At 60.5% G+C, this 25,571-nt stretch carries 34 protein-coding genes; 13 read left to right on the top strand and 21 right to left on the bottom strand.

Features of this window, described 5'->3' with window-relative positions; translation table 11 throughout:
* Positions 1-359 precede the first annotated feature (359 nt).
* Both ACR0MI_RS21145 and ACR0MI_RS21140 read left to right on the top strand, forming a co-directional pair.
* The gene (locus tag ACR0MI_RS21145) at positions 360-650 is read left to right on the top strand and encodes a hypothetical protein (protein ID WP_170611898.1); all 291 of its coding nucleotides are present in this window, start codon (positions 360-362) and stop codon (positions 648-650) included.
* Positions 651-683: 33 nt separating this feature from the next.
* The gene (locus ACR0MI_RS21140) at positions 684-1,226 is read left to right on the top strand and encodes a hypothetical protein (RefSeq protein WP_480440602.1); all 543 of its coding nucleotides are present in this window, start codon (positions 684-686) and stop codon (positions 1,224-1,226) included.
* A gap of 4 nt (positions 1,227-1,230) precedes the next feature.
* On the opposite strand, the gene ACR0MI_RS21135 is transcribed toward ACR0MI_RS21140, so the two are convergent.
* The gene (locus tag ACR0MI_RS21135) at positions 1,231-1,995 is read right to left on the bottom strand and encodes a sulfite exporter TauE/SafE family protein (protein WP_170611899.1); all 765 of its coding nucleotides are present in this window, start codon (positions 1,993-1,995) and stop codon (positions 1,231-1,233) included.
* A 144-nt stretch (positions 1,996-2,139) separates the two neighbouring features.
* Between ACR0MI_RS21135 and ACR0MI_RS21130 the strand changes: the two genes are divergently transcribed.
* The 3 genes from ACR0MI_RS21130 (at position 2,140) to ACR0MI_RS21120 (ending at position 5,084) form a co-directional block, all read left to right on the top strand.
* On the top strand, positions 2,140-3,831 hold the full coding sequence (locus ACR0MI_RS21130; protein ID WP_170611901.1) for an acyl-CoA dehydrogenase family protein: 1,692 nt from the start codon (positions 2,140-2,142) through the stop codon (positions 3,829-3,831).
* Between the two features lie 255 nt (positions 3,832-4,086).
* Positions 4,087-4,641 (top strand): hypothetical protein, encoded by a 555-nt coding sequence (locus ACR0MI_RS21125; protein ID WP_170611903.1) that lies wholly within the window; start codon positions 4,087-4,089, stop codon positions 4,639-4,641.
* Positions 4,642-4,691: 50 nt separating this feature from the next.
* Positions 4,692-5,084, top strand: coding sequence for an META domain-containing protein (locus ACR0MI_RS21120; RefSeq protein ID WP_170611905.1), 393 nt, complete (start codon positions 4,692-4,694; stop codon positions 5,082-5,084).
* Here the strand turns inward: ACR0MI_RS21120 and recO are convergent.
* Positions 5,068-5,793 (bottom strand): DNA repair protein RecO, encoded by a 726-nt coding sequence (gene recO / locus ACR0MI_RS21115; protein ID WP_170611907.1) that lies wholly within the window; start codon positions 5,791-5,793, stop codon positions 5,068-5,070. The genes ACR0MI_RS21120 and recO overlap by 17 nt on opposite strands.
* Before the next feature lie 126 nt (positions 5,794-5,919).
* Here recO and ACR0MI_RS21110 point away from each other — a divergent pair, with 126 nt between their 5' ends.
* A complete protein-coding gene (locus tag ACR0MI_RS21110) occupies positions 5,920-6,225 on the top strand; it encodes a hypothetical protein (RefSeq protein WP_170611909.1) in 306 nt (101 codons plus the stop codon).
* A 28-nt stretch (positions 6,226-6,253) separates the two neighbouring features.
* On the opposite strand, the gene ACR0MI_RS21105 is transcribed toward ACR0MI_RS21110, so the two are convergent.
* The 3 genes from ACR0MI_RS21105 to era form a co-directional block, all read right to left on the bottom strand.
* Positions 6,254-6,577 (bottom strand): SemiSWEET transporter, encoded by a 324-nt coding sequence (locus ACR0MI_RS21105; protein ID WP_170611911.1) that lies wholly within the window; start codon positions 6,575-6,577, stop codon positions 6,254-6,256.
* Between the two features lie 113 nt (positions 6,578-6,690).
* Entirely contained in the window at positions 6,691-7,020 is a 330-nt protein-coding gene (locus ACR0MI_RS21100) for a DUF1491 family protein (protein ID WP_170611913.1), read from the bottom strand.
* Entirely contained in the window at positions 7,017-7,925 is a 909-nt protein-coding gene (gene era / locus ACR0MI_RS21095) for a GTPase Era (protein ID WP_170611915.1), read from the bottom strand. Before era ends, ACR0MI_RS21100 begins: the two co-directional genes overlap by 4 nt.
* Before the next feature lie 158 nt (positions 7,926-8,083).
* On the opposite strand from era, the gene ACR0MI_RS21090 reads away from it, so the two are divergent.
* Positions 8,084-9,460, top strand: a complete 1,377-nt coding sequence (locus ACR0MI_RS21090) for a multicopper oxidase family protein (RefSeq protein ID WP_170619190.1) — start codon at positions 8,084-8,086, stop codon at positions 9,458-9,460.
* Between the two features lie 114 nt (positions 9,461-9,574).
* Here the strand turns inward: ACR0MI_RS21090 and rnc are convergent, their stop codons facing one another.
* The 10 genes from rnc to folK form a co-directional block, all read right to left on the bottom strand.
* Complete coding sequence (rnc, locus tag ACR0MI_RS21085) at positions 9,575-10,255, bottom strand: ribonuclease III (RefSeq protein ID WP_170611919.1); 681 nt, start codon at positions 10,253-10,255, stop codon at positions 9,575-9,577.
* Complete coding sequence (gene lepB, locus ACR0MI_RS21080; protein WP_170611921.1) at positions 10,252-11,091, bottom strand: signal peptidase I; 840 nt, start codon at positions 11,089-11,091, stop codon at positions 10,252-10,254. The genes rnc and lepB overlap by 4 nt, the downstream gene beginning before the upstream one ends.
* Before the next feature lie 57 nt (positions 11,092-11,148).
* Positions 11,149-11,568: a holo-ACP synthase gene (acpS, locus tag ACR0MI_RS21075; RefSeq protein WP_170611923.1), complete on the bottom strand. Its 420-nt coding sequence runs from the start codon at positions 11,566-11,568 to the stop codon at positions 11,149-11,151.
* Positions 11,569-11,571: 3 nt separating this feature from the next.
* The gene (locus ACR0MI_RS21070) at positions 11,572-12,036 is read right to left on the bottom strand and encodes an ABZJ_00895 family protein (protein WP_170817251.1); all 465 of its coding nucleotides are present in this window, start codon (positions 12,034-12,036) and stop codon (positions 11,572-11,574) included.
* 98 nt (positions 12,037-12,134) lie between these two features.
* Entirely contained in the window at positions 12,135-12,758 is a 624-nt protein-coding gene (locus tag ACR0MI_RS21065; protein WP_170611927.1) for a LysE family translocator, read from the bottom strand.
* Positions 12,755-13,501, bottom strand: coding sequence for a pyridoxine 5'-phosphate synthase (locus ACR0MI_RS21060; RefSeq protein WP_170611929.1), 747 nt, complete (start codon positions 13,499-13,501; stop codon positions 12,755-12,757). Before ACR0MI_RS21060 ends, ACR0MI_RS21065 begins: the two co-directional genes overlap by 4 nt.
* The gene (locus ACR0MI_RS21055; protein WP_170611931.1) at positions 13,494-14,192 is read right to left on the bottom strand and encodes a DUF2062 domain-containing protein; all 699 of its coding nucleotides are present in this window, start codon (positions 14,190-14,192) and stop codon (positions 13,494-13,496) included. Before ACR0MI_RS21055 ends, ACR0MI_RS21060 begins: the two co-directional genes overlap by 8 nt.
* A gap of 16 nt (positions 14,193-14,208) precedes the next feature.
* On the bottom strand, positions 14,209-16,341 hold the full coding sequence (locus tag ACR0MI_RS21050; protein WP_170611933.1) for a RelA/SpoT family protein: 2,133 nt from the start codon (positions 16,339-16,341) through the stop codon (positions 14,209-14,211).
* 26 nt (positions 16,342-16,367) lie between these two features.
* Positions 16,368-16,721, bottom strand: coding sequence for a DNA-directed RNA polymerase subunit omega (gene rpoZ / locus ACR0MI_RS21045; protein ID WP_170611935.1), 354 nt, complete (start codon positions 16,719-16,721; stop codon positions 16,368-16,370).
* 94 nt (positions 16,722-16,815) lie between these two features.
* A complete protein-coding gene (gene folK / locus ACR0MI_RS21040; RefSeq protein WP_170611937.1) occupies positions 16,816-17,385 on the bottom strand; it encodes a 2-amino-4-hydroxy-6-hydroxymethyldihydropteridine diphosphokinase in 570 nt (189 codons plus the stop codon).
* Positions 17,386-17,529: 144 nt separating this feature from the next.
* Here folK and ACR0MI_RS21035 point away from each other — a divergent pair, with 144 nt between their 5' ends.
* From ACR0MI_RS21035 to ACR0MI_RS21015, 5 genes are all read left to right on the top strand, one after another.
* Complete coding sequence (locus ACR0MI_RS21035) at positions 17,530-18,105, top strand: LabA-like NYN domain-containing protein (RefSeq protein ID WP_170611939.1); 576 nt, start codon at positions 17,530-17,532, stop codon at positions 18,103-18,105.
* A 191-nt stretch (positions 18,106-18,296) separates the two neighbouring features.
* Positions 18,297-19,247, top strand: a complete 951-nt coding sequence (gene ispH / locus ACR0MI_RS21030; RefSeq protein WP_480855509.1) for a 4-hydroxy-3-methylbut-2-enyl diphosphate reductase — start codon at positions 18,297-18,299, stop codon at positions 19,245-19,247.
* Positions 19,247-19,834, top strand: coding sequence for a class I SAM-dependent methyltransferase (locus ACR0MI_RS21025; RefSeq protein WP_170611943.1), 588 nt, complete (start codon positions 19,247-19,249; stop codon positions 19,832-19,834). Before ispH ends, ACR0MI_RS21025 begins: the two co-directional genes overlap by 1 nt.
* On the top strand, positions 19,827-20,294 hold the full coding sequence (rnhA, locus tag ACR0MI_RS21020; RefSeq protein WP_170611945.1) for a ribonuclease HI: 468 nt from the start codon (positions 19,827-19,829) through the stop codon (positions 20,292-20,294). The genes ACR0MI_RS21025 and rnhA overlap by 8 nt, the downstream gene beginning before the upstream one ends.
* Before the next feature lie 77 nt (positions 20,295-20,371).
* A complete protein-coding gene (locus tag ACR0MI_RS21015; protein WP_170611947.1) occupies positions 20,372-20,974 on the top strand; it encodes a Clp protease/crotonase-like domain-containing protein in 603 nt (200 codons plus the stop codon).
* Here ACR0MI_RS21015 and speB read toward each other — a convergent pair.
* The 6 genes from speB to def (ACR0MI_RS20985) form a co-directional block, all read right to left on the bottom strand.
* Complete coding sequence (speB, locus tag ACR0MI_RS21010) at positions 20,971-21,792, bottom strand: agmatinase (RefSeq protein WP_170611949.1); 822 nt, start codon at positions 21,790-21,792, stop codon at positions 20,971-20,973. The genes ACR0MI_RS21015 and speB overlap by 4 nt on opposite strands.
* Positions 21,793-21,855: 63 nt before the next feature.
* On the bottom strand, positions 21,856-22,092 hold the full coding sequence (locus ACR0MI_RS21005; RefSeq protein ID WP_170611951.1) for a GlsB/YeaQ/YmgE family stress response membrane protein: 237 nt from the start codon (positions 22,090-22,092) through the stop codon (positions 21,856-21,858).
* A gap of 1 nt (position 22,093) precedes the next feature.
* Positions 22,094-22,330 carry a hypothetical protein gene (locus ACR0MI_RS21000; protein WP_170611953.1) on the bottom strand — a complete coding sequence of 79 codons (237 nt, stop codon included), beginning with the start codon at positions 22,328-22,330 and terminating at the stop codon, positions 22,094-22,096.
* A 5-nt stretch (positions 22,331-22,335) separates the two neighbouring features.
* The gene (gene fmt / locus ACR0MI_RS20995; protein WP_170611955.1) at positions 22,336-23,250 is read right to left on the bottom strand and encodes a methionyl-tRNA formyltransferase; all 915 of its coding nucleotides are present in this window, start codon (positions 23,248-23,250) and stop codon (positions 22,336-22,338) included.
* A 42-nt stretch (positions 23,251-23,292) separates the two neighbouring features.
* The gene (def, locus tag ACR0MI_RS20990) at positions 23,293-23,787 is read right to left on the bottom strand and encodes a peptide deformylase (protein WP_170611957.1); all 495 of its coding nucleotides are present in this window, start codon (positions 23,785-23,787) and stop codon (positions 23,293-23,295) included.
* Positions 23,784-24,302, bottom strand: a complete 519-nt coding sequence (gene def / locus ACR0MI_RS20985; protein ID WP_170611959.1) for a peptide deformylase — start codon at positions 24,300-24,302, stop codon at positions 23,784-23,786. The genes def (ACR0MI_RS20990) and def (ACR0MI_RS20985) overlap by 4 nt, the downstream gene beginning before the upstream one ends.
* Positions 24,303-24,396: 94 nt before the next feature.
* Between def (ACR0MI_RS20985) and ACR0MI_RS20980 the strand changes: the two genes are divergently transcribed.
* The gene (locus ACR0MI_RS20980; RefSeq protein ID WP_170611962.1) at positions 24,397-25,569 is read left to right on the top strand and encodes a PatB family C-S lyase; all 1,173 of its coding nucleotides are present in this window, start codon (positions 24,397-24,399) and stop codon (positions 25,567-25,569) included.
* Positions 25,570-25,571: the final 2 nt, after the last annotated feature.

Below are 25,571 nucleotides of genomic sequence, written 5' to 3'. Positions count from 1 at the left end.
GCCACCGCGCCCCTGATTTCATCCGGACCCGGGTGAAAGGCGCAGCACTGCTCGCCATATAGATGTATTCACCCATATGTGTTGGCAATTGCATTGCCTGATGCGGTAAATTGCGCTACCCACGTTTTCATTTAGGTCAAAAAAGTGCCCGGCACGAAACGCACCGGGCCGCAACTGAAAGAACTTTTGGGCAGCTCTCAAGAACTCACTCACCTTGGAAATTGAGCAGCCTAATCAGGAAACCAGTTTAGTCCCAGAGGGATGAGTGTCAATATGAGACATGCCAAATACAGCACCACACTGCATGTTTCTCATCACCACGGGTGACTGAAACCTGACTAAGGGGAAAACGGAAAATCATGACGGAAATTTCGAAACTCACTGAATTGCGCAAACTCATGCAGAGCATGGAACGAACGCTGGGCCTCGAGAAGCTCTCTCCGGTTGAGCGCGATATCTACTATGCCGCCGAGGAACTGTCCAAATCCGACGAGGAAGTGCGCACTTTCGGTTTGATCGAACACACCCTTGTCAAAAGCGTTTCGCGCCCGACATTCTTCCGCGCGCTGAAATCGCTGGTCAAGAAAGGGTATCTGTCACAAAGCGGCAGCGCCAACCGGGGGCGGTATATCGTTCATGCACCCAGATGAAGCCGCCGCGTTTCGTGACGACGGCTGATTGTCGTGCGAAAATGGGCTACCGAAACCTTCTACGCCTCTTTGGCCTATGTGGTGGTATCGTTCCTCACGTTTGAGGTTTTGATGCCCCTTCAGAACGTGTTTTTTCCTGAATACCCCAGCCGGGCCAGCCTGTTGTTTCTGCCGCATGGCGTACGGGTTCTGGCCGCCTGGCTGTTGGGATGGCGCGCCGTTTTTGCACTGCTGCCGGGTGTTTTCATCGTCTTCGCTTATGTCGGCGGATGGGACGTGTTCCTGCCCAGCCGCCTGATGGCGATGGTCATCGCCGTCGCGACCGCACCTGCGGTGTTTTATCTGTGTAAGGGGCTTGGTTGGGACCTATTTCCCCGGCCCGGCAAACGGCCATGCTGGGCCTGTGTCATGGGTGTGGGGATTGTCACGTCGTTTCTGGTGTCGATCCTGACCAACATGGCCTTTGGCAGCGCCACGGCGGAATACATCGCCTTCTTGATTGGCGATATCTCTGGTTTGTTTTTCCTGATGCTGATCCTCTACTTCTCGTTCCGCTACGCGGACAGCCGGGCCTGATCCTTCAACCCGTCAGCCCCCGGCGAAGCAGATTCAGACCGCCGATCAGCAACACGATCAACGTCACCTTGCGGAACCGAGCCTGATCAATCCGTGCCTGGAGCTTCAGCCCTGCCCACAACCCAATGACCGCCGGTGCGATCAGAAAACCGGAAAATGCGGCCGTTTCCATGCGCAGGATGCCTGATCCCAGATGGGCAAAAACCAGCGCCACCGCACCCAGCCCGTAAACGACGCCCTGAACCCGCATCTGATCTGCCTTCGGCGTGTTGAGGGCCGTCAGGTACATCACGGTCGGCGGCCCCCAGATTCCTGACATACCGCCCACGAAACCGGCAACCGAACCCATCGCCGCCTCAATCCAGGCTGAAGGTTTCGACAATGTCAGCTTTGATCCCAAGACCTGAATCAGCGCAAAGAACGTCACCGGTGCGCCGATCATCAGCAACAACGTTCGCGGCGGAACCAGGCTGACCAGTTGGGCACCCGCCAACAAAAACAGCAGCCCCACGATCAGAAACACACGGAACCGTCGGATGGACGACACCGCTGCGGGGACACCTTCGCGCAACGCCTGAACTCCGTTTGTGACCAAAGTTGGCAGGATCAGCCCGGCCACGGCCCATTCGGGCGGCAGGAAGATGCTCAGCCCCGAAACCAGAACCATGGGCATGGCAAATCCGACCATTCCCTTGATGCAGCCGGCAAGAAAGGCAATCGAAACGGCCAGCGCCAGATCCTGTGTCGAGAGTATTGAAAGCCATGTCATGCCTCGTTGATACCACTCCCAGATTTCTCTGCACTGCAAAACTCATCGGGTAATTTTTGAACTTTTTACCTGCCAATTTCGTATTTTTGTTGCGCTGCACGTGCAGCATGATATGACCAGACGACCCAGAGAAGGACGTGATTCATGGCCCATGACGGACAGGATATGACCCAGATGACGACACCTGCGATTTTGCCCGATCTGCTGACCCTGACCCGAGCTGCCGTTCCGGCGGTCGAGGCGGTTTTTGAACGGGCGCGGGAATCCGTCCGCGATATGGTCAGCGCTGACGGTAAGATTTCGGGGGCACTGATCGAAGCCAACCAGACCGCCGCGCACGGCCTTGCATGGCTGGCTACCTATAATCAATCCCTGCAACAGATGCAGCGTTGGGCCGAAACGCTGGAGGCCGACGGCAAGTTCGGTGAAATCGAACAGCTGCTACACCAGATCGCCTTTGGCGAATACTTGCATCAGGTCGCGGGCGGCATTCCGATGAACCAAGGCGAGGTTGTGCGCCTGCAGGATCTGGGGCTGGGCTGGGACGCGTTGTCCGGGTTCCAGTGTTCCGAAGTTCAAACCCTGATGGCACAGGCCAATTCACAGGCCGCACGCAGCCGTCTGGTCGCGCTGATGCAGGATCAGTCCGGCGCCACCATGTTCGGCGCCTCGGGTCTGGACGAAGAGCTTGAAATGATCCGCGACCAGTTCCGCCGCTATGCGCAGGAAAAGGTCGAACCGAACGCGCATGACTGGCACCTCAAGGATGAACTGATCCCGATCGAGATCATTGAAGAACTGGCGGAAATGGGCGTCTTCGGCCTGACCATTCCCGAAGAATTCGGTGGGTTCGGCCTATCCAAAGCCTCGATGTGTGTGGTGTCCGAGGAACTGTCACGCGGCTATATCGGCGTTGGTTCTCTGGGAACCCGGTCCGAGATCGCGGCTGAACTGATCATTGCGGGCGGCACGGATGAGCAAAAAGCGCAATGGTTGCCCAAGATAGCCAGCGCCGAGATCCTGCCGACTGCCGTGTTCACCGAACCCAACACCGGCTCGGACCTTGGCAGCCTGCGCACCCGTGCGGTCAAGGACGAGAACGGTGATTTCAAGATCACCGGCAACAAAACCTGGATCACGCATGCGGCGCGCACCCATGTGATGACCCTGCTGGCGCGCACCAATCCCGACACCACCGATCACCGCGGATTGTCCATGTTCCTGGCGGAAAAGACGCCCGGTACGGATGAAAACCCCTTCCCCACCCCCGGCATGACCGGCGGTGAGATCGAGGTGCTGGGCTATCGCGGTATGAAAGAATACGAACTTGGTTTTGACGGGTTCAAAGTCAAAGGTGAGAACCTGTTGGGCGGCGAAGAAGGCAAAGGCTTTAAACAGCTGATGGAAACCTTCGAAAGCGCACGCATCCAAACCGCTGCGCGCGCCATTGGTGTCGCCCAAAGCGCGCTGGATATTGCAATGCAATACGCGCAGGACCGCAAACAGTTTGGCAAATCTCTGATCAACTTCCCGCGTGTGTCGGGCAAGCTGGCCATGATGGCGGTCGAGATCATGATCGCGCGGCAGCTGACCTACTTCAGCGCCTGGGAAAAAGACCATGGCCAGCGCTGCGATCTTGAGGCCGGAATGGCCAAGCTGCTGGGCGCGCGTGTCGCATGGGCGGCGGCGGATAACGGGCTGCAAATTCATGGCGGCAACGGCTTTGCGCTGGAATACAAGATCAGCCGCGTGCTGTGCGATGCGCGCATTCTGAACATTTTCGAAGGAGCTGCCGAAATTCAAGCTCAGGTTATCGCGCGACGTCTGCTCGGCTGACCGGTTTTCGGCATCTCTGTTTCCCCAACTGGACCCGGTCTTGCGCCGGGTCTTTTCTTGTTTTGTCGGATTTGCACGCGCCTGGACCTTCCGGCCGTTCGTATTTCACATGCGCAAACCCTGGCGAACCCGGGTGCCTACCAGGATGTGCCTCTGAATCGGGGCATGAAAATTTCCCCCTCTGATTCCGCGCGAAACTGGGGTAGAGCATCCCGTGGAACAGACGGAACCACACGGGCAGTTGGTAAACAAAGAATGACCAGAATATTTTTTGCACTTTGGGTGACTCTGAACGTGATCGCCCTGAGCGGCTGCGCGACCACGCAGCCGACAGCAGGCCAAAGCGACATCGATGCGCTGGCGAAAGCGATCGGAGGCCTCGGCCCCGATGTTGACCCGGCCGAAGCGCAAAAGGCCGCCACAATCGCTTACACCTATTCGCAGCGTCTGGCGCGGGAATGGCAGGTCGAGGATCCGGCCATCATCCACAACGCCAAGGTCATCAACGGTTTTCGCGAATATGGGTTGTGCAATGACTGGGCCGAGGCCATGACGAAGCGGCTGCGGCAGGAAGATTTCCGCACGCTGGACCTGAACTGGGCCACATCTCCGCCCACGGCGTTCCGGATCATCCACCATTCGGCATCGATCAGCGCCACGGGGGCGTCGTTGTATGACGGCATTATCCTGGACCCGTGGCGCAACAGCGGCGCCTTGCACTGGGCACCCGTGCGTGAGGATACCAAGTATAACTGGCGGCCCCGAAGCGAGGTGCGCGCTGAATTGCTGAGCGGCGAGATACCTTATTGATCCGGACCGCGCAGGTTTCGCCACCGTCCGCAAAAGGATAAGACACCGTCATGACACGCCTGATCCTGACTCTGCCCCTGCTGGCGTTGCTGCAATGCGACAAGGACGAATCCGTGGCCGCCTATGGCGCGGCGGACCGCACATGGACCTTGCAGGAAATCGACGGGCAGTCATTTGAAGCCAGCGCCCTGCTGCGGTTCCCCGAAGAGGGCAGGATCGAAGGCAACGCACCTTGCAACAGCTACAGCGGCACCTTGAACGCGCCTTATCCGTGGTTCGAGGTCACCGACCTGAACGCAACCCGCGCGGCCTGTGCGGGGCTTGAGGCCGAAGGGTTCTATTTCGCGGCCCTGCTGGCGATGACCCAATCCGAGGTGTCGGGCGACGTGCTGATCCTGCGCAATGAGGACGGGCACGAGATGGTGTTCAAAGCCGTCGAGTGAGCTGATCCAGAAACCGTGCCCGGGCCGCTGGCAAGGGGTGGTGGCCCAGTACAGGCGCCACCCGGTGTTCCAGAAAATAGCCCGTTGTTTTCAGCCCTTCGACGATCTCGGCATCCGGTGCCTGACCTTCGCCGCGCAGGCAGGGGGGCAGCGGCAACAACCGGTCGGCCCATTCTCCGGCGCCGGCGGCACTGACGGCCCGGCCCGATTTCGGCGAGACATAGATCAACCCTTCGGTTGCGCCGGTTGCCGCACAGGCCGACAGGTCGAGGCCAAAACCCAGCTCTTCCAGCAGGGCCAGTTCCCAGCGCAGATAGGCCAGTGGCCAGATGTCATCCTGCCCCAGCAGGTCCATCAGTTGTTCGGTCTGCTTGTAGATGCCCGGATGCGGTTCCCGCTCGGGCAGGCAGAAGGACAGCAGCGACAACACCGTGTTCAGCCCGGCCAGCGCCAGACGTCCTGAAAAGGCCGCCGCCGCGCGCGATCGCAGGGGTTCGACCTGAAAGGTTCCGATATGTTCTTCAAGCCGCGCCCGCCACACCACATCCAGCTGCGCACCGGGCTGCAGGATCGGCGCAATCTTGCGGCTGGCCCCGCCACGTACGACACCGGCATGCCGTCCATGGGTCTGGGTAAAGACCTCAATTATCGCCGCCGTTTCGCCGTGGCGGCGAGAGGTCAGAAGTATGCCGTGATCGCGCCAGTCCACATGGGCTCCGTACCGTTTGCTGTGCCCATTTGGCCTGTGGCGGGTCAGGACCGCAACCAAGAAAGCTTGACGCGCAGGCGATATCACTCTCTAATTAACATTAGAGTTAAATAAGGATGAGATCCGATGCGCGGAATTACAATCACATATCGCTACGATGGCGACGAGACTGAATGGCTGGAAGCCGTAAACACGTTCATCGCGGCGATCGACGCCGACCCCGAGGCTGTGGGGAAGTTCACCTATCAGGTCGCGGTGGCCGATGATGGTGTGTCCCGGTTTCACTGGGGACGCTGGGACAGTGCCGAGACATTGGCCCATGTGCAGTCGCAGCCATATTTTCAGGCGTTTGCGCCCAAGGTGAAAATGTTTGCCGGTGATACGCTCAGCGCCACCGGGCACGATATCACGCAGAAAAGCGGCGGGTGGTAAGGCCAGAGTGGTTCCACAGAATGCGAGGTCAGAACGTCACGCCCGCGTGGATCAGGATGCCGATGACCATGAGCAGATTCAGCACCATCGAGATTCCGTTGCCCACGTAAATCGGCAGTTTGCCTACCACCAGCCCGTAGGCGAACCACAGAAACGACAGACCGGCATAGAGCGACCACGAAAGCAGTGATTGACCGGTGGCGTGCTGGGAGTGAGTAAAGTAGAGCTTGATCAATTGCGGAAGGGTAGCGAATGGGCCAAAGACCCCGACGAAAACCATGAAGCCCTCGAACCGCTGCATCCAGTGGCCAAGCTCGGATTTTTCCAGTTTCTCAGCGAGTGTTTCAGCCACGCGAACACCTCATCGTCTTGTGTTGTTCCACGGATAGGCCAGTCCGTTCTGGCCAGGAGCAGGTTCAAAATAGACGCTTTGATCCGTGCGTCAAAGACCCTTCGAAGCAGGGATCATTCCAACCCCTCTTCCCCCAACAGATGCCGGCCCTGCCGGTCCTCGACCTCGATCACCCAGAGATCGGGGTCAAAGCTGCGTTGGCGCTGGATGGCGGCGTCCACGTCCGGCTCGGGGCCGCCGGACAGTTCGACCCATTTGCGTTCGCCGCTCATCAGATCAAAGCTGCGCTGGAAGGCCGTGGCCTGCCCGTCAAGCGTGTTCAGCTTGATCAGCACCGCGCCTGCCGTGTCGTCGCCATGGGCCACGACGAAGGCAGGAATTTCCTGAAAGCGAAGCCGCGCCAGATAGGCATGGACCCAGAATTCCGCCGTCAGTCGGGTCATGCGTTGCCGTCTTTGAAATCCAGACCCATTTCCGAATAGCGTTCGGATTCTTCCAGCCAGTTGGGCCGGACTTTCACCTGCAGGAACAGGTGGATCTTGCGGTCGAGGAACTCTTCCAACTCTGCCCGCGCGGCCTGGCTGACTGCCTTGATCGTCTCGCCCCGCTTGCCCAGCACGATGCCCTTGTGGCCATCGCGCATGACATAGATGACCTGATCGATTTTGGCGGAACCGTCCTTGCGTTCTTCCCAGTTCTCGGTCTCGACGGTCAGCTGGTACGGCAGTTCCTGATGCAGGCGCAGGGTCAGTTTCTCGCGCGTCATCTCGGCGGCGATCATGCGCAGGGGCAGATCGGCGATCTGATCCTCGGGGTAAAGCCACGGGCCTTCGGGCAATTCCGAGGCCAGCCATTTGCGCAGGTCATCGACGCCATGGCCCTTTTCCGCCGAAATCATGAAGGTTTCGGCAAACGGATAGCGTGCGTTCAGATCTTTTGTCAGGGTCAGAAGTTTCTCGGACGGCACCTTGTCGATCTTGTTGATGGCCAGCGCGACTGCGCGGCCCTGTCCGATCTCCTCGAGACCTTCGAGTATACGCTCGACCCCTTCGGTGATGCCGCGATGGGCCTCGACCATCAGCACGACGACATCGGCATCCGCCGCCCCGCCCCAAGCGGCGGCGACCATGGCGCGGTCCAGGCGGCGGCGGGGCTTGAACAGGCCCGGCGTGTCGACAAAGACCAGTTGCGCGTCGCCTTCCATCGCCACGCCGCGAATTCGGGTACGGGTGGTCTGCACCTTGTGTGTCACGATGGAAACCTTCGCCCCGACCATGCGGTTCAGCAGGGTGGATTTGCCTGCGTTGGGCTCTCCGATCAGGGCGATAAATCCGGCGCGTGTGGTCATGTTCAATGCGATCCTGTTTGCAACTGCGCATCCCTATAGCAGATTGGCCATGCGGGCCAGAGGGATTTGTCGCATTGCCGCCATGCGTCCGGGATGGCACGAATACCGTGCGCTCAGCCGAACCCAGCCAGGCGATCAAATCCGAAAATGAGGCACATATGAAACGCCGTGAGTTTCTTTTGGGCAGCGGGGCTACCGCAGGCGCATTGAGTCTGGGTGGATTGGGACTGGCAGCAGACGGGCAGGAACTGGTCATTCAACCGGCCAGCTTTGCGCTTAAGGATCAGGTGACCACGGGCATGGTCAGCCTGTCACCCGACGCACCGCCGCCGGTTCTGTATGGCACGCAGGGTGAGGTGATGCGCCTGCCGGTGCGCAACACTCTGCCAGATTACACCGCCATGCACTGGCACGGTATGCGGATTGCCAACCAGATGGACGGGGTGCCTTATCTGACCCAGATGCCGATCGGAACGGATGAGGTCTTTACCTATGAATTCACGCCACCGGATGCCGGAACCTATTGGTATCACCCGCATTGCATGACGATGGAGCAGATGGCCCATGGGCTGACCGGGGTGATGGTCATCGCCGAGGCCGAAGACACCGGCTTTGACAGTGAGCAGGTGATCAACCTGCGGGATTTCCGTCTGGGCGAGGATGGGCAGTTTCTGCCTGCCTTTACCGCGCGCGGGGCCGCGCGGGCGGGTACGTTCGGAAATATTCAGACGGCGAACTGGCTGACGGGGCCGGCCTATGATCATCCGGCGGGCAGCCTGGTGCGGCTGCGGGTTCTCAATTCGGATACGACCCGCATCTACAAGCTGCATCTGGCCGGGGCCGAGGCGCGGATTATCGCCTGGGACGGTCATCCGGTCGAAATCGCGCTGCCGATGCCCGGCGTGGAAGACCCCTTGCTTGTCGGTCCCGGCCAACGGGTCGATTTTGCCGTTGTGATGCCTGCCGGTGAGGGGCGGACCGTCGATCTGATGGCGAAACTGCCAGGAAGTGCACCGGTTGCCATGGCGCGACTGCGGTCTGTTGGAGCCACGCTTTCGCGGGACTTGCGGGACCTGCGCCCCCTGCCCATCAACCCGGTCGCCAGGCCGGATCTGGCGCGGGCCGAGGTGCACGAATTCGTCTTTGGCTGGACACCCGAGGGTGGCGCTCCCAATAACGGGTTCTGCGGTTCGCTGGGTTACAATTTCTGGTCGGTCAACAGGACTCCATGGCCCGGCGATGCGGCCCAGGGTGTCGGTCCGCTGGCCACATTGGAGATGGGCAAAACCTATGTGCTTCGGCTGCGCAACGAATCGCCTAATCTGCATCCGATCCACCTGCACGGGCTGGCCTTTGTGCCGCTGAAATCGAACCTGCGCCAACTTCCACCCCTGATGACCGACACGATGCTGTTGCTGAAGGACGAAGTGGCCGAGATCGCGCTGGTCGCGGACAATCCCGGCGACTGGGCGTTTCATTGCCATGTAATCGAGCATCAGAAAACCGGGCTGACCGCGTATATCCGGGTGGTCTAAGCGTCGGATCGGCCGCGCCAATCCGACCGGTAGGGGGCCAGCCCCCTCGCCCGGATGTCATCCGGGCTCACCCCCGGGATATTTTCGGCCAGATGAAGACGGATCCCTGTCGGGTTATTTCGCGAGATTTTCCAGCAGCGCCTTGGCTGCCGCCTGTTCCGCCTGCCGCTTTGACCCGGCGGTGGCCTGCGCTTCGGTTCCGTCCTGCAGACGGGCGGCAATGGTGAAGACCGGGGCGTGATCCGGACCGCTGCGCTTGACTTCGACGTAAGCGGGCGGCTTTTGACCGCGGGCCTGCGCCCATTCCTGCAGCGCGGTTTTCGCGTCGCGGGCGTCCGCCTCGACCTTGTGAATACGATCGCCCCAGAGCGCGAGGATGACATCGCGGGCCGCCTCAAACCCCGCATCGCGGTAGACGGCGGCGATCACCGCCTCCATCGCGTCACCCAGCAAGGCCTGTTTGCGGCGCCCGCCGGACAGCATCTCGGACCGGCCCAGTTTCAGGACCGCGCCCAGATCGATTTGGCGGGCCACGTCGGCGCAGGCCTCTTTGCGAACAAGTGCGTTGAATCGCGGGGCCAGTTGGCCTTCGGAGGCATTCTTGTCCGCCTCAAGCAAGGCGGTGGCCATCACCAGGCCCAGGACCCGGTCGCCCAGAAACTCGAGCCGTTGATTGTCGGGCCGTGTCGTCGAGGACACCGATCCGTGGGTCAGCGCGCGCAGCAGCAGTTCGGGGCTTTTGAACTCGTACCCCAAACGCTGCTGGAAGGCTCTTATTTCGGCTGATAGCTTCAATTGACAGCCTTGAAGAAGCGGTCGCCCCGCCAGGTCCAGAAGAACAGCATCGAACGGCCCGCGGACGAGAACATGATCCGGTCGGCGCGGCCGATCAGGTTTTCATAAGGAACATAGCCGACACCGCCTGCGGACTGTGGCACGCGGCTGTCGCTGGAATTGTCGCGGTTGTCGCCCATGAAGAAATATTGGCCTTCGGGCACGGTGTAGATGCCGGTGTTGTCGGACCCCTGATTGCGGATGTTCAGCACCTCGTAGGAAGCACCGTTCGGCAGGGTTTCGATCAGGCGGCTTTTTTCGCAGGCACCACCAATGCCGACAGGGCCGTTTTCGCAGCGCGGGCGCAGACCCTGCGGGCCTTGCGGTTCGGCGATTTCGGTGAACACGCCGTCGGGGGTTTGCTGCACGGGAGTGCCGTTCAGAATGATTACCCCGTCTCGGACCTGAATGCGGTCGCCGGGCAGGCCGATCAACCGTTTGATGAAGTCGCGACCGGTGACCGGATGGCGGAAGACGATGACATCGCCGCGATCGGGCTCGCCGCCCCAGATGCGCGTATTGTCATCCCCCTGCATCCAGCCGCAGATATCCTCGGCATCGATGTTCAGACCGACGCTGGGAATGATCACGCTGGGGCAGGACGCGTAGGAGTAGCCGTAGGCCATCTTGTTCACGAACAGGAAGTCGCCGATCAGCAAGGTGGGCTTCATCGAGCCGGACGGGATCCAGAAGGGCTGAAAGAACAGGGTACGGAAAATGCCCGCGATCAGCAGGGCATAGACGATGGTTTTGATCGTCTCCCAGACGGCGTTACCTGATTTGGCTTCCTCGGCCATACTGCTCTCCGGTCCTTGGCTTATTGGGTTGCTACATGCGGGTCGGCCGGGGGCAAGTCAAGGCTGCGCGAGGCGATCTTGAACGGGGCGCGCCTCGATCACAACAAAGGCCTGCGCCCAAGGGTGGTCGTCCGTCAGGGTGACGTGGATGATGGCCTCATAACCTTCGGGCGTTATTTCCTTCAGCCGTTCAGCGGCCCAGCCGGTGACGTGCATAACGGGCTGGCCGGTGCGCAGATTGGTCACGGCCATGTCCTTCCACGCAATGCCCATGCGCAGACCAGTGCCCAGCGCCTTGGAACACGCCTCTTTCGCGGCCCAGCGTTTGGCGTAGGTTCCGGCGGTGTCGTGGCGGCGCTCGGCCTTGCGCTGTTCGGTGTCGGTGAAAACACGGTTGCGGAACCGGTCGCCGAACCGGTCGAGCGTGCCCTGAATGCGGTCGATATTTGCGAGGTCTGTGCCGATGCCCAGGATCAAACGTTACATTCCCTTTTGAGCGTTCTTTTCCAGTGCTTTAAGTTCTCTTTTTGCCGCCATGGAAAAGAAAATTCGGACCGAAATGAAGACAATAACGATATAGAAAAGCATCACGCCAATGAATACCCCACTACTGCCGCTGGAGAGTACAGAGGTAAAAACGTAGTAAAAGGTTGGCCCGACTAAGATCAGACCGAGAGTAGATGTCACAACGGCTTCTACACAAATGAAAACCAGAGTCGCCAGCACCGCAAATCGCCATGCCTGGCTAGCTGCCAACAATCGCCCGTTCTCGCGGACATACTTTTGCCCCGAGGCCACCGCCGCTCCGAATACCGGTGCGATCGAAACTGCAAATGACGAAATCTCAAAGTTAAAAATCGCTAAAGATAGCAAATCAATGAATACCATAGCTACGCGTATTGCAATCAACCATAGAGCAAAATTCTGGAGACTCGGTTTTTTCATTTTTCTATTTTCTATTTTCTATTTTCTATTTTCCAAGAGGTTACGCGTCAAACGAGAGGCGTTTCAAACGAGAAGCGTTAGAGTGAAATTTTCTCGCATCACGACACCCGCACCGTCAGTATCTTGTAACTCGCCACGCCAAAGAAACCGGCAAAGGCGAAATCGAACCAGCGGCGGGCGCGGCGGTAGGAGCGAACCATGCGCTCGGACGAGAACAGGAAAGCGTAGCCGATGAAGATCAGCAGTGAGCCTGCGTAGAGCATTGCAAAATAACCCAGCAGCATCGCAAGGCTGGCATCGTTCGGGGCGACGATGGCGTAGATCGAGCCCCAGCTGAGGATCGCCTTGGGGTTGGTCAGGTGGATGGCGGCACCTTTGACGAAGATCGTGCGGAGCGAGCCAGTGACCGGGTTGCCCAGCGCGACCTCATCCGCGGACAAGGCGCAGCGCAGGGCCTTGAGGGCCAGCCAGCCCAGATAAGCCACGCCGATATAACGGATCACCTCGAACACCCAGACATTGGCCAGCATGATCGCCGACAGCCCGAACGCCGCCGCGACGCCCCATGCAGCGGAACCGGCGCAGATTCCCAGTGCAAACACCAGGCCCGCGCGACGGCCTTCGTTCATGGCGGTGCCCGCGATGCCCATCGTCGCCGGACCCGGAGAGCCCCCGGCCATCAGCCAGGCAAACCAGATCGCGACAAAGGCGGGCGTGATCATGCGCGCGCCTCATCCATCAGGCGGCGCATCTCGGCAATCGCTGGTGTTAGGCCCCGGAAAATCGCCTCGCCGATCAGGAAATGGCCGATATTGAGTTCGCGCACCTCGGGGAAAGCGGCAACGGGTTTGACCGATTCATAGGTCAGGCCATGGCCCGCGTGAACTTCGAGCCCCAGCGAATGGGCGTATGTGGACATCTCGCGCAGCGCTTCCAGCTCGCGCGCGGCGTCTTCCATGCGGCCTTCGGCGTGGAAATCGCAATAGGCGCCGGTATGCAGTTCGATCACCTCGGCACCGATACGGTGGGCGGCGTCGATCTGGCGCTTGTCGGCGGCGATGAAGATCGACACGCGGCAGCCGACATCGCGCAGGGGGGCGATGAAATGGGCCAGCTTGTTTTCCTCGCGCGCGACTTCGAGCCCGCCTTCGGTGGTGCGTTCCTCACGCTTTTCCGGAACGATGCACACTGCGTGCGGTTTGTGGCGCAGGGCAATTTTTTGCATCTCGTCGGTCGCGGCCATTTCGAAATTCAGGGGCACGGTCAGAACCTCCATCAGCCCGTCGATATCGGCGTCCGAGATATGGCGGCGATCTTCGCGCAAATGCGCGGTGATGCCGTCCGCGCCCGCCTCTTCCGCGAACCTTGCGGCGCGTAGAGGGTCGGGATAGTCCCCGCCACGGGCGTTGCGCACGGTGGCCACGTGGTCGATATTCACGCCCAGACGCAGATAGTTGTCAGACATCACGCGATTCCTTTTTCTGGTTTTGGCCCGAGCCTAGAGGCTTTGTTTCGGGAACGGCAGTCTTTGCACCGGCCAGCCGTTTGATTTCTTCAAACTTCGCCTTGATCTTCGCCCGGCGGCGCTGCTGGTATTTGCGGATCAGCGGCAGGCTGAGATACCCGCAGATTATCCCGGCCAGAAGGCCCGGGAGGACGCCGCCGATCATGTAGGGATAAAATACCTCGCTATAGAAGATACTCAGTCCGTCCCAGTCTGCGACCCGGTCCGTGAACATCGCGAAGAAATTGTCCTTCAGATCGCCCATGGCATCGGCGAACTTGCCCATCAGACCCCGGGTTTCGCTTTTTTCGAACTCGGTTCCCAGCAGGAAATGCCCGGTTTGCAGGCAGATCACACCGATGGGGACATAAGTAAGAGGATTGCCAAAAAACGTGCCGCTGAGGGAGGCCAGGATATTGCCGTTGATCAGCCGCGCGCCGACCGCCGCGACCAGAAAGTGCAGACCATAGAAAGGGGTGAACGCGGCAAAGACCCCTGCCCCGATACCGCGCGCAATGCGTTCGGGCGTGTCAGGCAGGCGACGGACGCGGTGTTTGACATAGTGAAAGGCACGGGTCCAGCCCCCACGGGGATAGACAAATTCCGAAGCGATCCGGGCAGGCGAGCGTCGGTCTCGGCGCTTGAAAACCACTCGTGATCACCCTCTCTCAACCAGCCGCCACTGCGGTTTTAGTCCGATCCCTGAAACGCTCCACCGCGGCAACGTCGCTTTCCGCTTCGAGCATCAGCATCAGCGAATGCAACTGCTCCAGATCACGCAGTTCGACATTGATCAGCAGGCGGTAAAAATCCGGTTTTCGGTCGACAAATTCCAGGTTCGAGATATTGGCCTTTTTCTCGCCGATCAATGTGCAGATTCGCCCCAGCACACCGGCATCATTGCCGATGGTCAGATCAAGTGTCGCGCCATAAACCGCCTGATGGGTGCCGTGATGCCAGTGCAGATCAACCCAACGCTCGGGCTCATCCTCGAATTCGGACAGGCGGTCGCAGTCGATGGCATGGACCACCACGCCCTTGCCGCGATAGGTGATGCCAACGATGCGTTCACCCGGCAGCGGCTGGCAACAGGGCGCGCGGTCGAATTTCTGCCCCGCCTCAAGCCCGATGACCGCGCGGCGCAGCGGGATGGCATCGCCGTCGTCCTGGGTCAGTTCGGGATAGACGGCGCTGACCACCTCGTGCGCGGTCAGTTCGGCGCTGCCGAGACGGGCCAGCAATTCATGACGATCCTTCAGGCGCAGGTGCTTGGCGGCGGTGTCCAGCGCCTTGTCGGTGGCCTTGCGGCCCACATGTTCGAACCCGGCGCGGGCCAGTTCCTTGCCCAGTTTGATGAACCGCTCGCGGTCAACCTCGCGCAGGGCGCGCCGTATCGAAGTGCGCGCCTTGCCGGTGACGGCAATCTCCAGCCATGTGACCTGCGGCGTCTGGCCATCGGCGGTGATGATGTCCACCGACTGTCCGTTCTTGAGCCGGGTCCACAGCGGCACCCGGATACCATCGACCTTTGCCCCCACGCAGGCATGCCCGATGCGGGTATGAATGGCATAGGCAAAGTCGATCGGTGTCGCCCCGCGCGGCAGTTTCACCACGTCACCCTTGGGGGTGAAGCAGAACACCTGGTCGGAATACATCTCCAACTTGACCGCTTCGAGGAAGTCTTCGTGATCATCCTCGTTGTCGAACTGTTCGGTCAGATTGGCAATCCATTTGGCCGGGTCGACGGCAAACGGGTTTTCCGAGCGCACGCCATCGCGATAGGACCAGTGCGCGGCGACACCGGTTTCGGCAACGTCATGCATCTGGCGGGTGCGAATCTGAACTTCGACCCGTTTGCCGTCACGCCCCGAAACCGTGGTGTGGATCGAGCGGTAGCCGTTCGATTTCGGCTGGCTGATATAATCCTTGAACCGACCGGGCACCGCGCGCCAGCGCTGGTGAATGGCCCCGAGGGTGCGATAGCAATCTTCCTCGCTGGGCGTGATGATGCGGAATCCGTAGATGTCCGAGAGGCGCGAGAAGCCCTGATCCTTTTCCTGCATCTTGCGCCAGATCGAATAGGGTTTCTTGGCGCGGCCAAAGACCTCGGCCTCGATGCCCGCCTTTTCCAGCTCATGCCGCATGTCGCCGGTGATGCGGTGGATCACGTCGCCGGTTTCGCGTTGCAGGGTGATGAAGCGGCGAATGATCGACTGGCGGCCTTCGGGGTTCAGGACGCGGAAGGCGAGGTCTTCGAGTTCCTCGCGCATCCACTGCATCCCCATGCGGCCTGCGAGCGGCGCATAGATATCCATCGTCTCGCGCGCTTTTTGCACCTGCTTTTCCGGGCGCATCGCCTTGATGGTGCGCATGTTGTGCAGTCGGTCAGCCAGCTTGACCAGAATGACCCGCAGGTCCTTGGACATGGCCATGAAAAGCTTGCGGAAGTTTTCCGCCTGCTTGGTTTCGCGGCTGGAGAGTTGCAGGTTGGTCAGCTTGGTGACGCCGTCGACCAGTTTGGCGACCTCATCGCCGAACAGTTCCGAGACCTTGCCATAGCTGGCTTTGGTGTCTTCGATCGTGTCGTGCAGCAGCGCCGTGATGATCGTTGCATCATCCAGACGCTGTTCGGTCAGGATGGCGGCAACGGCAACCGGATGGGAAAAATAGGGCTCGCCGGAATGGCGGAACTGCCCTTCGTGCATCTGCATCCCGAACTCATAGGCGCGGGCGATGCGATCAGCATTTGTCTTTGGGTTGTAGTTGCGGACCAGCGCAATCAGGTCGTCAGCAGAAATCATCCGGTCCGCACCCTCATTCTTTGGGCTTACCCCTGACCCTGTGCCTCCATCAGAGCGCGCAGGAGCTTTTCTTCCGACATGTCGTCATCGGCAGGCTTGTCCGATTCCGCACCCATCAGCAGCGCCATCTGATCTTCTTCCGGCTCATCAACCTCGATCTGGGTCTGGTTGGCTTCGATCAGACGCTCGCGCAGGTCATCCGCGCTTTGGGTTTCGTCCGCAATCTCGCGCAGCGACACGACGGGGTTCTTGTCGTTGTCACGGTCCACGGTGATCGACGCACCGGCAGAAATCTCGCGCGCACGATGGGCGGCGAGCATCACCAGTTCGAACCGGTTCGGTACCTTGTCTACGCAGTCTTCAACCGTCACGCGGGCCATTGAGCGCTCTCCGTTACTGAATCCATGTCAGGAAGGGGATTATCTAAGCGCGAATCCCGGCATTGACAAGCGGGAAATACCGAAAATGCGCGGATCACAGCGGCGTAACCTGCGCAACATCTTCAGGCGGCAGAGCTGCGACCATCTCGGTCACCGTCCGGTCCAGTACGGGATGCTGCCAGTCGGGTACCACGTCCGCCATCGGAACCAGCACGAAAGCCCGGTCCTGAAGGCGTGGGTGCGGCAGAATCAATTGGTCGGGGGCCTGACGGGCCTGGTCCTGCGTCGGCAGGGTGCGCCAGCGGTCATGTTCCGCCCGGTCCGGATGCACCAGGTCGCCGTAACAGACCAGATCCAGATCCAGCGTCCGCATCCCCCAGCGCTGCGCGCGTTCGCGCCCGAACTCATGCTCGACCTCGTGTAGGATCTGAAGCAGGTCTTCCGGTGCCAGATCCGTTTCGATCAAAGCCGCGGCATTGACGTAATCCGGACCCGCACCGGCGGGAAAACAGGGGGTCGCAAAAAAGCGGCTGACAGAGCGAATCACCACACCCCGGTGCGCCAGCGCATCCAGAGATTGACGTAGGGTCATTTCCGGCGCGGCTCCTCTCAGACTGAGATTGGCGCCCAGCGCTACAACCGCGATTAACGAAGAATTAACCATTACACCCCCTATATTCGGCGAATTGCATACTTGCGATACACATTAAAAGCACTAAATTATGGGGTATCGGGGTGCCCATAATTTTTCTCACTCGCTCACTCACGTAACAAGCGGCGCTCTGGATTATACCGGAAGGACCTATTTATGTTTTACAAGGACGAACGGCTGGCGCTGTTCATCGACGGCTCGAATCTTTATGCGGCCGCGAAAGCACTCGGCTTTGATATCGACTACAAGTTGCTGCGTCAGGAATTCATGCGCAGAGGCAAACTGCTTAGAGCTTTTTATTACACGGCGCTACTGGAAAACGACGAATACTCACCCATCCGCCCGCTGGTCGACTGGCTGCACTATAACGGCTTCACCATGGTGACAAAGCCGGCCAAGGAATACACCGACAGCATGGGGCGTCGGAAAGTCAAAGGGAACATGGATATCGAGCTTACTGTCGATGCCATGGAACTGGCACCGCGCGTGGATCATATCGTGCTGTTCTCGGGCGATGGGGATTTCCGCCCGCTGATTGCCAGCCTGCAACGCCAAGGCGTGCGCGTTTCGGTCGTCTCGACCATCCGTAGCCAGCCGCCGATGATCTCGGACGAGCTGCGCCGCCAGGCCGACAACTTTATCGAACTCGAGGACCTGCGCGACGTGATCGGCCGCCCTCCGCGCGAGATGCCCGCTGAGACGCGCAGTGTCGCGGTCGCTGGCGGGCACTGACCCGGCCAACGTTTTCTTGATGGGGAAAAAATATGCGCGGTCAGGATCTGGATCCTGGCCGCGCTTTCTTTAACTAGGAACAGGTGCTGAAACACCATCTTGGTAACACCGATTCATGTCAGATCGATGACGCGGTTCTGTCTGGACCAAGGCCAGGAAAAGAAATACCTGTGCCGTAAGGAGACCGCCCAATGACCAAGCCGCCCCTGACACTCTACCTTGCTGCCCCGCGGGGCTTCTGCGCCGGTGTGGACCGTGCCATCAAGATCGTGGAAATGGCGCTGCAGAAATGGGGCGCGCCTGTCTATGTGCGCCACGAGATCGTGCACAACAAATTCGTGGTCGACGGGCTGCGCGACAAGGGCGCGGTCTTTGTCGAGGAGCTGGACGAATGCCCCGACGACCGACCGGTGATCTTCTCCGCCCATGGTGTGCCAAAATCGGTTCCCGCAACAGCCGCCCAACGCGAGATGATCTATGTCGACGCCACCTGCCCGCTGGTGTCCAAGGTCCATGTCGAGGCACAGCGCCACGCGGATGCCGGGCTGCAGATGATCATGATCGGCCACAAAGGCCATCCCGAGACTGTCGGCACCATGGGGCAACTGCCCGATGGCGAGGTGCTGCTGGTGGAAACCGTCGACGATGTGGCGCAGGTACAGGTGCGCGACCCGGGCAAGCTGGCCTTTGTCACGCAGACCACCCTGTCGGTGGATGACACGCGGGATATCGTAGCGGCCCTTGAGGCGCGGTTCCCCGCCATTGTCGGTCCGCACAAGGAAGACATCTGTTACGCCACCACCAACCGGCAGGAAGCGGTCAAGTCGGTAGCACCGAAATCCGATGCCCTGCTGGTGGTGGGCGCACCGAACTCGTCCAACTCGCGCCGTCTGGTCGAGGTCGCGTCCCGCGCGGGGTGCAATTACGCACAGCTGGTGCAGCGCGCGACCGAGATCGACTGGCGTGCGCTTGAGTGGATTTCCAGCACCGCTATCACCGCCGGAGCCTCGGCCCCCGAAGTGCTGGTCAACGAGGTGATCGACGCCTTCCGCGATCATTACGACGTGACCGTCGAACTGGTCGAGACCGCCGTGGAAAACGTGGAGTTCAAAGTGCCGCGCGTACTGAGGGAACCTGCGTGATGCCGGACCGGAAAACGATCGACGCCTATACCAGCCGGGTATCGGATTATCTGCAGATGCCGCTGCCTGCCGAACAGCTTGAGGCACGACAGGCTTTTGCCGACGCGGTCGGCGCAGGCGGATACGTGCTGGATCTGGGCTCGGGCCCCGGATCGGACAGTGCGTTTCTGATGCGGCAGGGCCTGAAGGTCAGGGCGCTGGATGCCACGCCAGCCTTTGTGGACCATGCCCGCGAGAACGGGGTGGATGCGCATCTGGGTACGTTCGAGGACGTCACCGAAGAGGCCGAATACGACGGCATCTATGCCAGCTTTTCCCTGCTGCACGCCCCACGCGCCGATTTCCCCCGACACCTGAGCGCGATCCACCGGGCGCTGAAACCCGGCGGCCAGTTGTTTCTGGGCATGAAACTGGGTACGGGCGAACATCGCGACGATCTGGATCGGTACTACACCTATTATTCACAACCCGAGATCGAAGCGGCGCTGGCCGATGCCGGTTTCACGCTGGATCGTTGCGTGACCGGGATGGGAAAAGGGCTGGCCGGGTCCTATGACGGGTTCGTTCTGGTTTTCGCCCATGCCTGATCTGTTTGCCTACACCGATGGTGCGTGTTCGGGAAATCCCGGCCCCGGCGGATGGGGTGTTCTTTTGCGCGCGGTGGATGGCGAACGCATTCTGAAAGAGCGTGAACTGAACGGCGGAGAGGCCGAAACCACCAACAACCGGATGGAATTGTTGGCCGCGATCAGTGCGCTGGAAACACTGGAGCGTTCGTCCGCGATTACCATCGTGACCGACAGCGCCTATGTCAAAAACGGCGTCACCGGCTGGATATTCGGCTGGAAGAAAAACGGCTGGAAGACCTCGAACAAGAAACCGGTCAAGAATGTCGATCTGTGGCAGCGGCTGGACGAAGCACAGTCGCACCATGACGTGACCTGGGAATGGGTCAAGGGCCATGCCGGACACCCCGAGAACGAGCGTGCCGATGAACTGGCCCGTGCCGGAATGGCCCCGTTCAAACCCAAGAAGGCGCAGGCCTGAGCCGCAGTGTCGCCCTGACCGGTGGACGGGCCATCTTCGCGCTGATACCTCATGGCCATCACAGTGCGAGTTTCCGGATGAAAACCAGGCCAGTCATTATTTGCACCTGCCTGAGCCTGCTGGCGTCATGCGGCACGTTTTACCAGCCTGTGCAGTTTGTCGCCCGGGATGATCAGATCATCGCAACCGGCACAATCGATGACACCACGCTTGCCGCCTTTGAAAAGGTCGTCGCGCGCAACCCAGACATCCGGACGCTGGTGTTGTTGAATATCGAAGGGTCGGCGGACGATGACGCCAATGTGGTGTTCAGCCGCGCAGTGCATGATGCAGGGTTCGACATCATCGTTCCGTCAAACGGGCTGATTGCGTCTGGCGGAACGGATCTGTTCCTGGCCGGCAAGCGGCGCATTTTGCAGCCGGGCGCCTGCGTCGGCGTTCACAGCTGGAGCGGGGCAGGCATCGTTGCGACCGAAATTCCAACCACCGACCCCGAACACGACCGCTATCTGGACTATTTCCGCGATATCGGCGCGCCCGAGGAGTTCTATTGGTTCACGCTGGCCGCAGCCCCGGCCGAGGGCATGCATTGGATGACCGCGGCCGAGACTGAACTGTTTGGCATGACAACCGACACCGCCCCGCGGCTTGGATCAGCCGAGGTTTGTGACAACCGCTAGCGGCGCAGCAGGCGCGCGCCGATTTCCTTGACAAACTTGGCCGCGACCATGGCCGTCATGCCATAAGGGTCGCGATGCGGGTTCAGTTCCACGATATCCGCACCGACCAGCTGGCCCTGAAACCGGTTAATCAGATCAATGACCTCGCGCGTGCTGAGTCCACCGGGTTCGTGATGCGAGACACCGGGCGCAAAGGCCGGGTCCAGCGCATCCAGATCCAGCGACAGGTAGACCGGACCTTCGAAAGAAATCTGCAGGTCGGATCGCCAGTTGCGCATGTCGATGACCTCGACCCCGAACTTTTCGGCCTGCTCTCGCTGATGGGTGTTCATAGTCCGGATGCCAACTTGCACCAGACGGTTGATCCGGCAGCTTTCCATCACGCGGGCAAAGGGGCATCCATGGCCAAGCGGGCCGATATCCTGTTCGTCATACAGATCGGGGTGTGAATCGATATGCAGGATGTTCAGCCCTTCGTACCGTTCGGAATGCGCCTTGATCAGTGGAAAGGCGACCGAATGATCGCCGCCCAGCGACAACAACCGCGCGCCTGTGGCGATGCGCTCGGCTGCCCCTGTTTCGATCCGGTCAATGGGTTCCTGGCCGCGCATCTCGAACACGTCCAGATCGCCCGTGTCCCTGAACCGGTCGGTCGCGCCCAGATCGGTGCCGTCTTCGGCGGTCAGATTGGCGGCACCGGAATGCAACGCCTCGCGGATGCGGCCCGGGGCAAAGGCCGGACCTTGCAGGAATGAGGAATGCAGGTCCAGCGGGACACCCATCAGGGCGACGTCACCCGGTTTCAGATCATGCGGCATTGGACTTCCTTACGTTGCGGATCGGCCGTGATCTGGCCCTTAACGCACCGAAAGGTCAAGACATCAGCGCCGCAGGTAATTCTGCCACAGCCAGATCACCAGAAGCGCGCCCAAAACAGCGCCGACGAAGCCGGAAAGCCAGCCCATCACAGTCACCAGCATCCGCAACACAAAGCCGCCAATCAGAGCGCCAACGATGCCAATCAGCATGGTGGTGGGAATATCGGCCTCGATCCGCATCAATCGCGTGGCGAGGAAACCTGCGGCGGCTCCGATCACGATCAAGGCGACAACCGGCATGTCATTTCCTCCAATGCGTCGGCACGATGATCAGGGCCCCGATGGAGGACAGCATTGCGTCCAGACCGGGCGGGCCAAAGCTGATGCCGAACATGATACGGACGAAATAGAACAGAAAAGCCCCGCCAACGCAGATGATGATCGAGGGCAGATATCCGTTATGCGTAAAGCCCGTCTTTTCAGCCAGATACCCCACAATTCCGGCGATCACGACGGTGCCCATCAGGATCATGAACATTCAGCTTACTCCGCAGACATCCGGGTGCCGGTTGGGATCGGCCAGCCCCGCAGAAAGGTTTCCCTATCCTGCGCGCCTTTGCCCGCCCTTTGCAAGCGCAGCAGTTCGACCGCCCCGTCACCGCAGGCCACGCGCAGGGTTGCATCCAGAACTTCGCCCGGTGCGCCCTGCCCTTCGGCCAGACGCGACCCCAGCAGCTTGATGCGCTCGCCGCTGATATCCGTCCATGCGCCGGGAAACGGTGACAGGCCGCGGATCTGGCGATCAACCTCGGCGGCGGGCCGTGCCCAGACGATGCGCGCCTCGGCCTTGTCGATCTTGGTGGCATAGGTCACGCCATCATCGGGCTGCGGCTCGGGTTTCAGATCAGGCAGTTTGGCAAGCGCTTTGACGATCAGCCCAGCGCCCATGCCGGACAGCCGGTCGTGCAATTGGGCTGTCGTCTCCTCGGGCCCGATATCAGTTGCCTGACGCAGCAGGACCGGGCCGGTATCCAGCCCGGCCTCCATCTGCATGATGCAGATACCGGTCTGCGCATCCCCCGACATGATCGCCCGGTGGATCGGAGCCGCGCCGCGCCAGCGCGGCAGCAGGCTGGCATGGATGTTCAGACACCCCCGCAAAGGCGCATCCAGAACGGGTTGCGGCAGGATCAGCCCATAGGCGACAACAACGGCCACATCTGCCTTCAGTGCCGCGAATTTGGCCTGTTCTTCGGTTGATTTCAGCGAAACGGGATGGCGGACAGTCAGGCCCAGCGCCTCGGCGCGGGCATGTACGGGGGTCGGACGGTCTTTTTTTCCACGTCCGGCCGGGCGCGGCGGCTGGCAATAGACGGCGGCGATCTCGTGCCCGGCCTCGACCAGCGCATCCAGCACCGGGACCGAGAAATCAGGGGTTCCCATGAAGATTATGCGCATCGTCGGCTCCGGAGGTGCTGGGGTGCCGGGCTGAAGCCCGGCCTACGTGAGTTTCTTGGCCTTGCGCAGCAGCATGTCGCGTTTGACCTTGCTGAGGCGGTCGAAATACATCCGTCCGTTCAGGTGGTCGATCTGATGCTGAACGCTTGTCGCCTCGATCCCGACAAAGTCGCGGCGGTCGACGACGCCCTGTTCATTGATGTATTTCACCGTCACCGCGCGCGGACGCTTCACCTTGGCCGACACACCGGGCAGGTTCGGGCTGGCCTCATCATGCTCGCGCAGCTCAATGGAACTGTGCAGGATTTCCGGGTTCGCCAGCCGGATCGCCCGGCCCCGCTCGGTCGAGCCGTCGACTACCGCCAGCCGCAGCATGACGCCGATCTGAGGCGCAGCGAGGCCAACGCCCGGCATCGCCTCCATCGTGTCGATCATGTCGTTCCAGATGGCGCGGATTTCGTCGGTAATCTCGGTGACGTCATCTGCCTTGGTGCGCAGGCGCTTGTCCGGCCAGGGCAGGCAGGTGCGGACGGTCATGTCCGGGCCCGTTCACGTTTGAGCTTCTGCATCTTGCGGGTGATCATCTGGCGTTTGAGCGGTTTGAGATAGTCGATGAACAACTTGCCGTTCAGGTGGTCGATCTCATGCTGAACGCAGGTTGCCCACAAACCGTCAAATGTTTCGGTGCGTGCATTGCCGTTCTCGTCCATCCAGGCCACGTCCACCACCTTGGGCCGGGTCACTTCGGCATACTGTTCAGGGATCGACAGGCAGCCTTCCTCATAGACATTGGTTTCTTCCGAGGCGGCGATGACTTCCGGGTTGAACATGATCAGCGGGCGCGGCGCTTCGCCCTCTTCCTTGACGCAATCCAGCACGATCAGCCGCTCGAGCACGCCGATCTGCGGCGCGGCAAGGCCAATGCCGGGCGCATCATACATCGTCTCCAGCATGTCGTCGGCCAGCGTGCGCAGCGCGTCCGTCAGGTCGGCCACAGGCGCGCAGACCTTTTTCAGGCGGGGGTCGGGATGGATCAGAATATCACGTTTCATGAGGCTGATTTAGGGCAACGCGCGCCCAGCCGCAACGCCCCCCTTGCGCTTGTGTCAATAGTGGCTAGCTTTCGGCGTGACAAATGGAGCAGACATGACTTTCAACGACCCGATCGACCGCCGCGAAACCAACTGTACCAAGTGGGACAAGATGGAACAATTGTACGGGGTTTCACCCCGGGACGGTTTGGCGATGTGGACGGCGGATTCCGATTATGCCACTGCGCCTTGCGTGATCGAAGCGGTGCGCGCGGCGGCCGATCAAGGTACTTTTGGGTATTCCTGGCAGCACCCGCAATACCTTGAGGCCATAGCCTGGTGGATGAAAACCCGGCACAACTGGCAAATCGACACTGACTGGGTGCTGTCCGCGCAAGGCCTGGGTAATGCCATTGCACTGTGTCTGGATGTCTGGAGCGAACCGGGTGATGGCGTGGTCATTTTCCCGCCGGTTTACCACGAGTTTGCCCATAAGGTGAACAAGACCGGGCGGCGCGTCGTGGAATGCCCGTTGGTGCGCGACGGTGATACTTACGCGCTGGATCTGGAAGATGCGCAGTCGCGGCTGGACGGGTCCGAGAAGTTGCTGCTGTGGTGTTCGCCGCAGAACCCGTCGGGCCGGGTCTGGACGCCGGATGAACTGCGGGCTGTAGCTGCCTTTGCCGAACGCAACGGACTGCTTCTGGTTTCAGACGAGGTTCACCACGATCTGGTCTATCCTGGAAACACCTTCGTGCCGATGGATGTCGCCGCCCCCGAGGCGCGGCCCCGGACGGTGACGCTGACGGCGGCGTCCAAGACGTTCAACATCGCGGGTCAACGCACCGGCAACCTGATCATCCCCGACGACAAGCTGCGCGCCACGATGCGGCACCGGCTTTACACGCTGGACTATGATCCATCCGCTCTGGGCGTTGCCATGGTTACCGCCGCCTATTCCCCTGCGGGGGCGGAATGGGTCGATGCGCAGATCGCGCATCTGATCGACAACCGGAAACTGTTCGATGCCGCCATCGCCGAAATTCCCGGACTGTGGTCGATGCCGTTGCAGGCGACCTATCTGGCCTGGGTCGATTTCTCGGGCACCGGGATGGATCACGCCGAATTTGTCCGCCGCCTGCGCGAGGATGCAAAGATCGCGACCTCATCGGGCCCCGGTTTCGGCACGGGCGGCGAGACGTTTGAGCGGTTCAATCTGGCGACCCAGAAATCACGGGTCGAAGACGCCTGCGCCCGGCTGAAACGGGCGTTTGGCGACTTGCAGTAACA

The organism is Ruegeria sp. D4 (genome assembly GCF_056534475.1).
The sequence above is the reverse complement of the archived record's forward strand: the minus strand, read 5'-3'. Positions and strand labels throughout refer to the sequence as shown.

What these genes read in the sequence shown, in the direction of transcription:
- ACR0MI_RS21145 (WP_170611898.1), top strand. Translation starts at nt 360, where the DNA reads ATGACGGAAATTTCGAAACTCACTGAATTGCGCAAACTCATGCAGAGC.
- ACR0MI_RS21135 (WP_170611899.1), bottom strand. Translation starts at nt 1,995, where the DNA reads ATGACATGGCTTTCAATACTCTCGACACAGGATCTGGCGCTGGCCGTT.
- ACR0MI_RS21130 (WP_170611901.1), top strand. Translation starts at nt 2,140, where the DNA reads ATGGCCCATGACGGACAGGATATGACCCAGATGACGACACCTGCGATT.
- ACR0MI_RS21125 (WP_170611903.1), top strand. Translation starts at nt 4,087, where the DNA reads ATGACCAGAATATTTTTTGCACTTTGGGTGACTCTGAACGTGATCGCC.
- ACR0MI_RS21120 (WP_170611905.1), top strand. Translation starts at nt 4,692, where the DNA reads ATGACACGCCTGATCCTGACTCTGCCCCTGCTGGCGTTGCTGCAATGC.
- ACR0MI_RS21110 (WP_170611909.1), top strand. Translation starts at nt 5,920, where the DNA reads ATGCGCGGAATTACAATCACATATCGCTACGATGGCGACGAGACTGAA.
- ACR0MI_RS21100 (WP_170611913.1), bottom strand. Translation starts at nt 7,020, where the DNA reads ATGACCCGACTGACGGCGGAATTCTGGGTCCATGCCTATCTGGCGCGG.
- era (WP_170611915.1), bottom strand. Translation starts at nt 7,925, where the DNA reads ATGACCACACGCGCCGGATTTATCGCCCTGATCGGAGAGCCCAACGCA.
- ACR0MI_RS21090 (WP_170619190.1), top strand. Translation starts at nt 8,084, where the DNA reads ATGAAACGCCGTGAGTTTCTTTTGGGCAGCGGGGCTACCGCAGGCGCA.
- lepB (WP_170611921.1), bottom strand. Translation starts at nt 11,091, where the DNA reads ATGGCCGAGGAAGCCAAATCAGGTAACGCCGTCTGGGAGACGATCAAA.
- ACR0MI_RS21070 (WP_170817251.1), bottom strand. Translation starts at nt 12,036, where the DNA reads ATGAAAAAACCGAGTCTCCAGAATTTTGCTCTATGGTTGATTGCAATA.
- ACR0MI_RS21065 (WP_170611927.1), bottom strand. Translation starts at nt 12,758, where the DNA reads ATGATCACGCCCGCCTTTGTCGCGATCTGGTTTGCCTGGCTGATGGCC.
- ACR0MI_RS21060 (WP_170611929.1), bottom strand. Translation starts at nt 13,501, where the DNA reads ATGTCTGACAACTATCTGCGTCTGGGCGTGAATATCGACCACGTGGCC.
- ACR0MI_RS21050 (WP_170611933.1), bottom strand. Translation starts at nt 16,341, where the DNA reads ATGATTTCTGCTGACGACCTGATTGCGCTGGTCCGCAACTACAACCCA.
- rpoZ (WP_170611935.1), bottom strand. Translation starts at nt 16,721, where the DNA reads ATGGCCCGCGTGACGGTTGAAGACTGCGTAGACAAGGTACCGAACCGG.
- folK (WP_170611937.1), bottom strand. Translation starts at nt 17,385, where the DNA reads ATGGTTAATTCTTCGTTAATCGCGGTTGTAGCGCTGGGCGCCAATCTC.
- ACR0MI_RS21035 (WP_170611939.1), top strand. Translation starts at nt 17,530, where the DNA reads ATGTTTTACAAGGACGAACGGCTGGCGCTGTTCATCGACGGCTCGAAT.
- ispH (WP_480855509.1), top strand. Translation starts at nt 18,297, where the DNA reads ATGACCAAGCCGCCCCTGACACTCTACCTTGCTGCCCCGCGGGGCTTC.
- ACR0MI_RS21025 (WP_170611943.1), top strand. Translation starts at nt 19,247, where the DNA reads ATGCCGGACCGGAAAACGATCGACGCCTATACCAGCCGGGTATCGGAT.
- rnhA (WP_170611945.1), top strand. Translation starts at nt 19,827, where the DNA reads ATGCCTGATCTGTTTGCCTACACCGATGGTGCGTGTTCGGGAAATCCC.
- ACR0MI_RS21015 (WP_170611947.1), top strand. Translation starts at nt 20,372, where the DNA reads ATGAAAACCAGGCCAGTCATTATTTGCACCTGCCTGAGCCTGCTGGCG.
- speB (WP_170611949.1), bottom strand. Translation starts at nt 21,792, where the DNA reads ATGCCGCATGATCTGAAACCGGGTGACGTCGCCCTGATGGGTGTCCCG.
- ACR0MI_RS21005 (WP_170611951.1), bottom strand. Translation starts at nt 22,092, where the DNA reads ATGCCGGTTGTCGCCTTGATCGTGATCGGAGCCGCCGCAGGTTTCCTC.
- ACR0MI_RS21000 (WP_170611953.1), bottom strand. Translation starts at nt 22,330, where the DNA reads ATGTTCATGATCCTGATGGGCACCGTCGTGATCGCCGGAATTGTGGGG.
- fmt (WP_170611955.1), bottom strand. Translation starts at nt 23,250, where the DNA reads ATGCGCATAATCTTCATGGGAACCCCTGATTTCTCGGTCCCGGTGCTG.
- def (WP_170611957.1), bottom strand. Translation starts at nt 23,787, where the DNA reads ATGACCGTCCGCACCTGCCTGCCCTGGCCGGACAAGCGCCTGCGCACC.
- def (WP_170611959.1), bottom strand. Translation starts at nt 24,302, where the DNA reads ATGAAACGTGATATTCTGATCCATCCCGACCCCCGCCTGAAAAAGGTC.
- ACR0MI_RS20980 (WP_170611962.1), top strand. Translation starts at nt 24,397, where the DNA reads ATGACTTTCAACGACCCGATCGACCGCCGCGAAACCAACTGTACCAAG.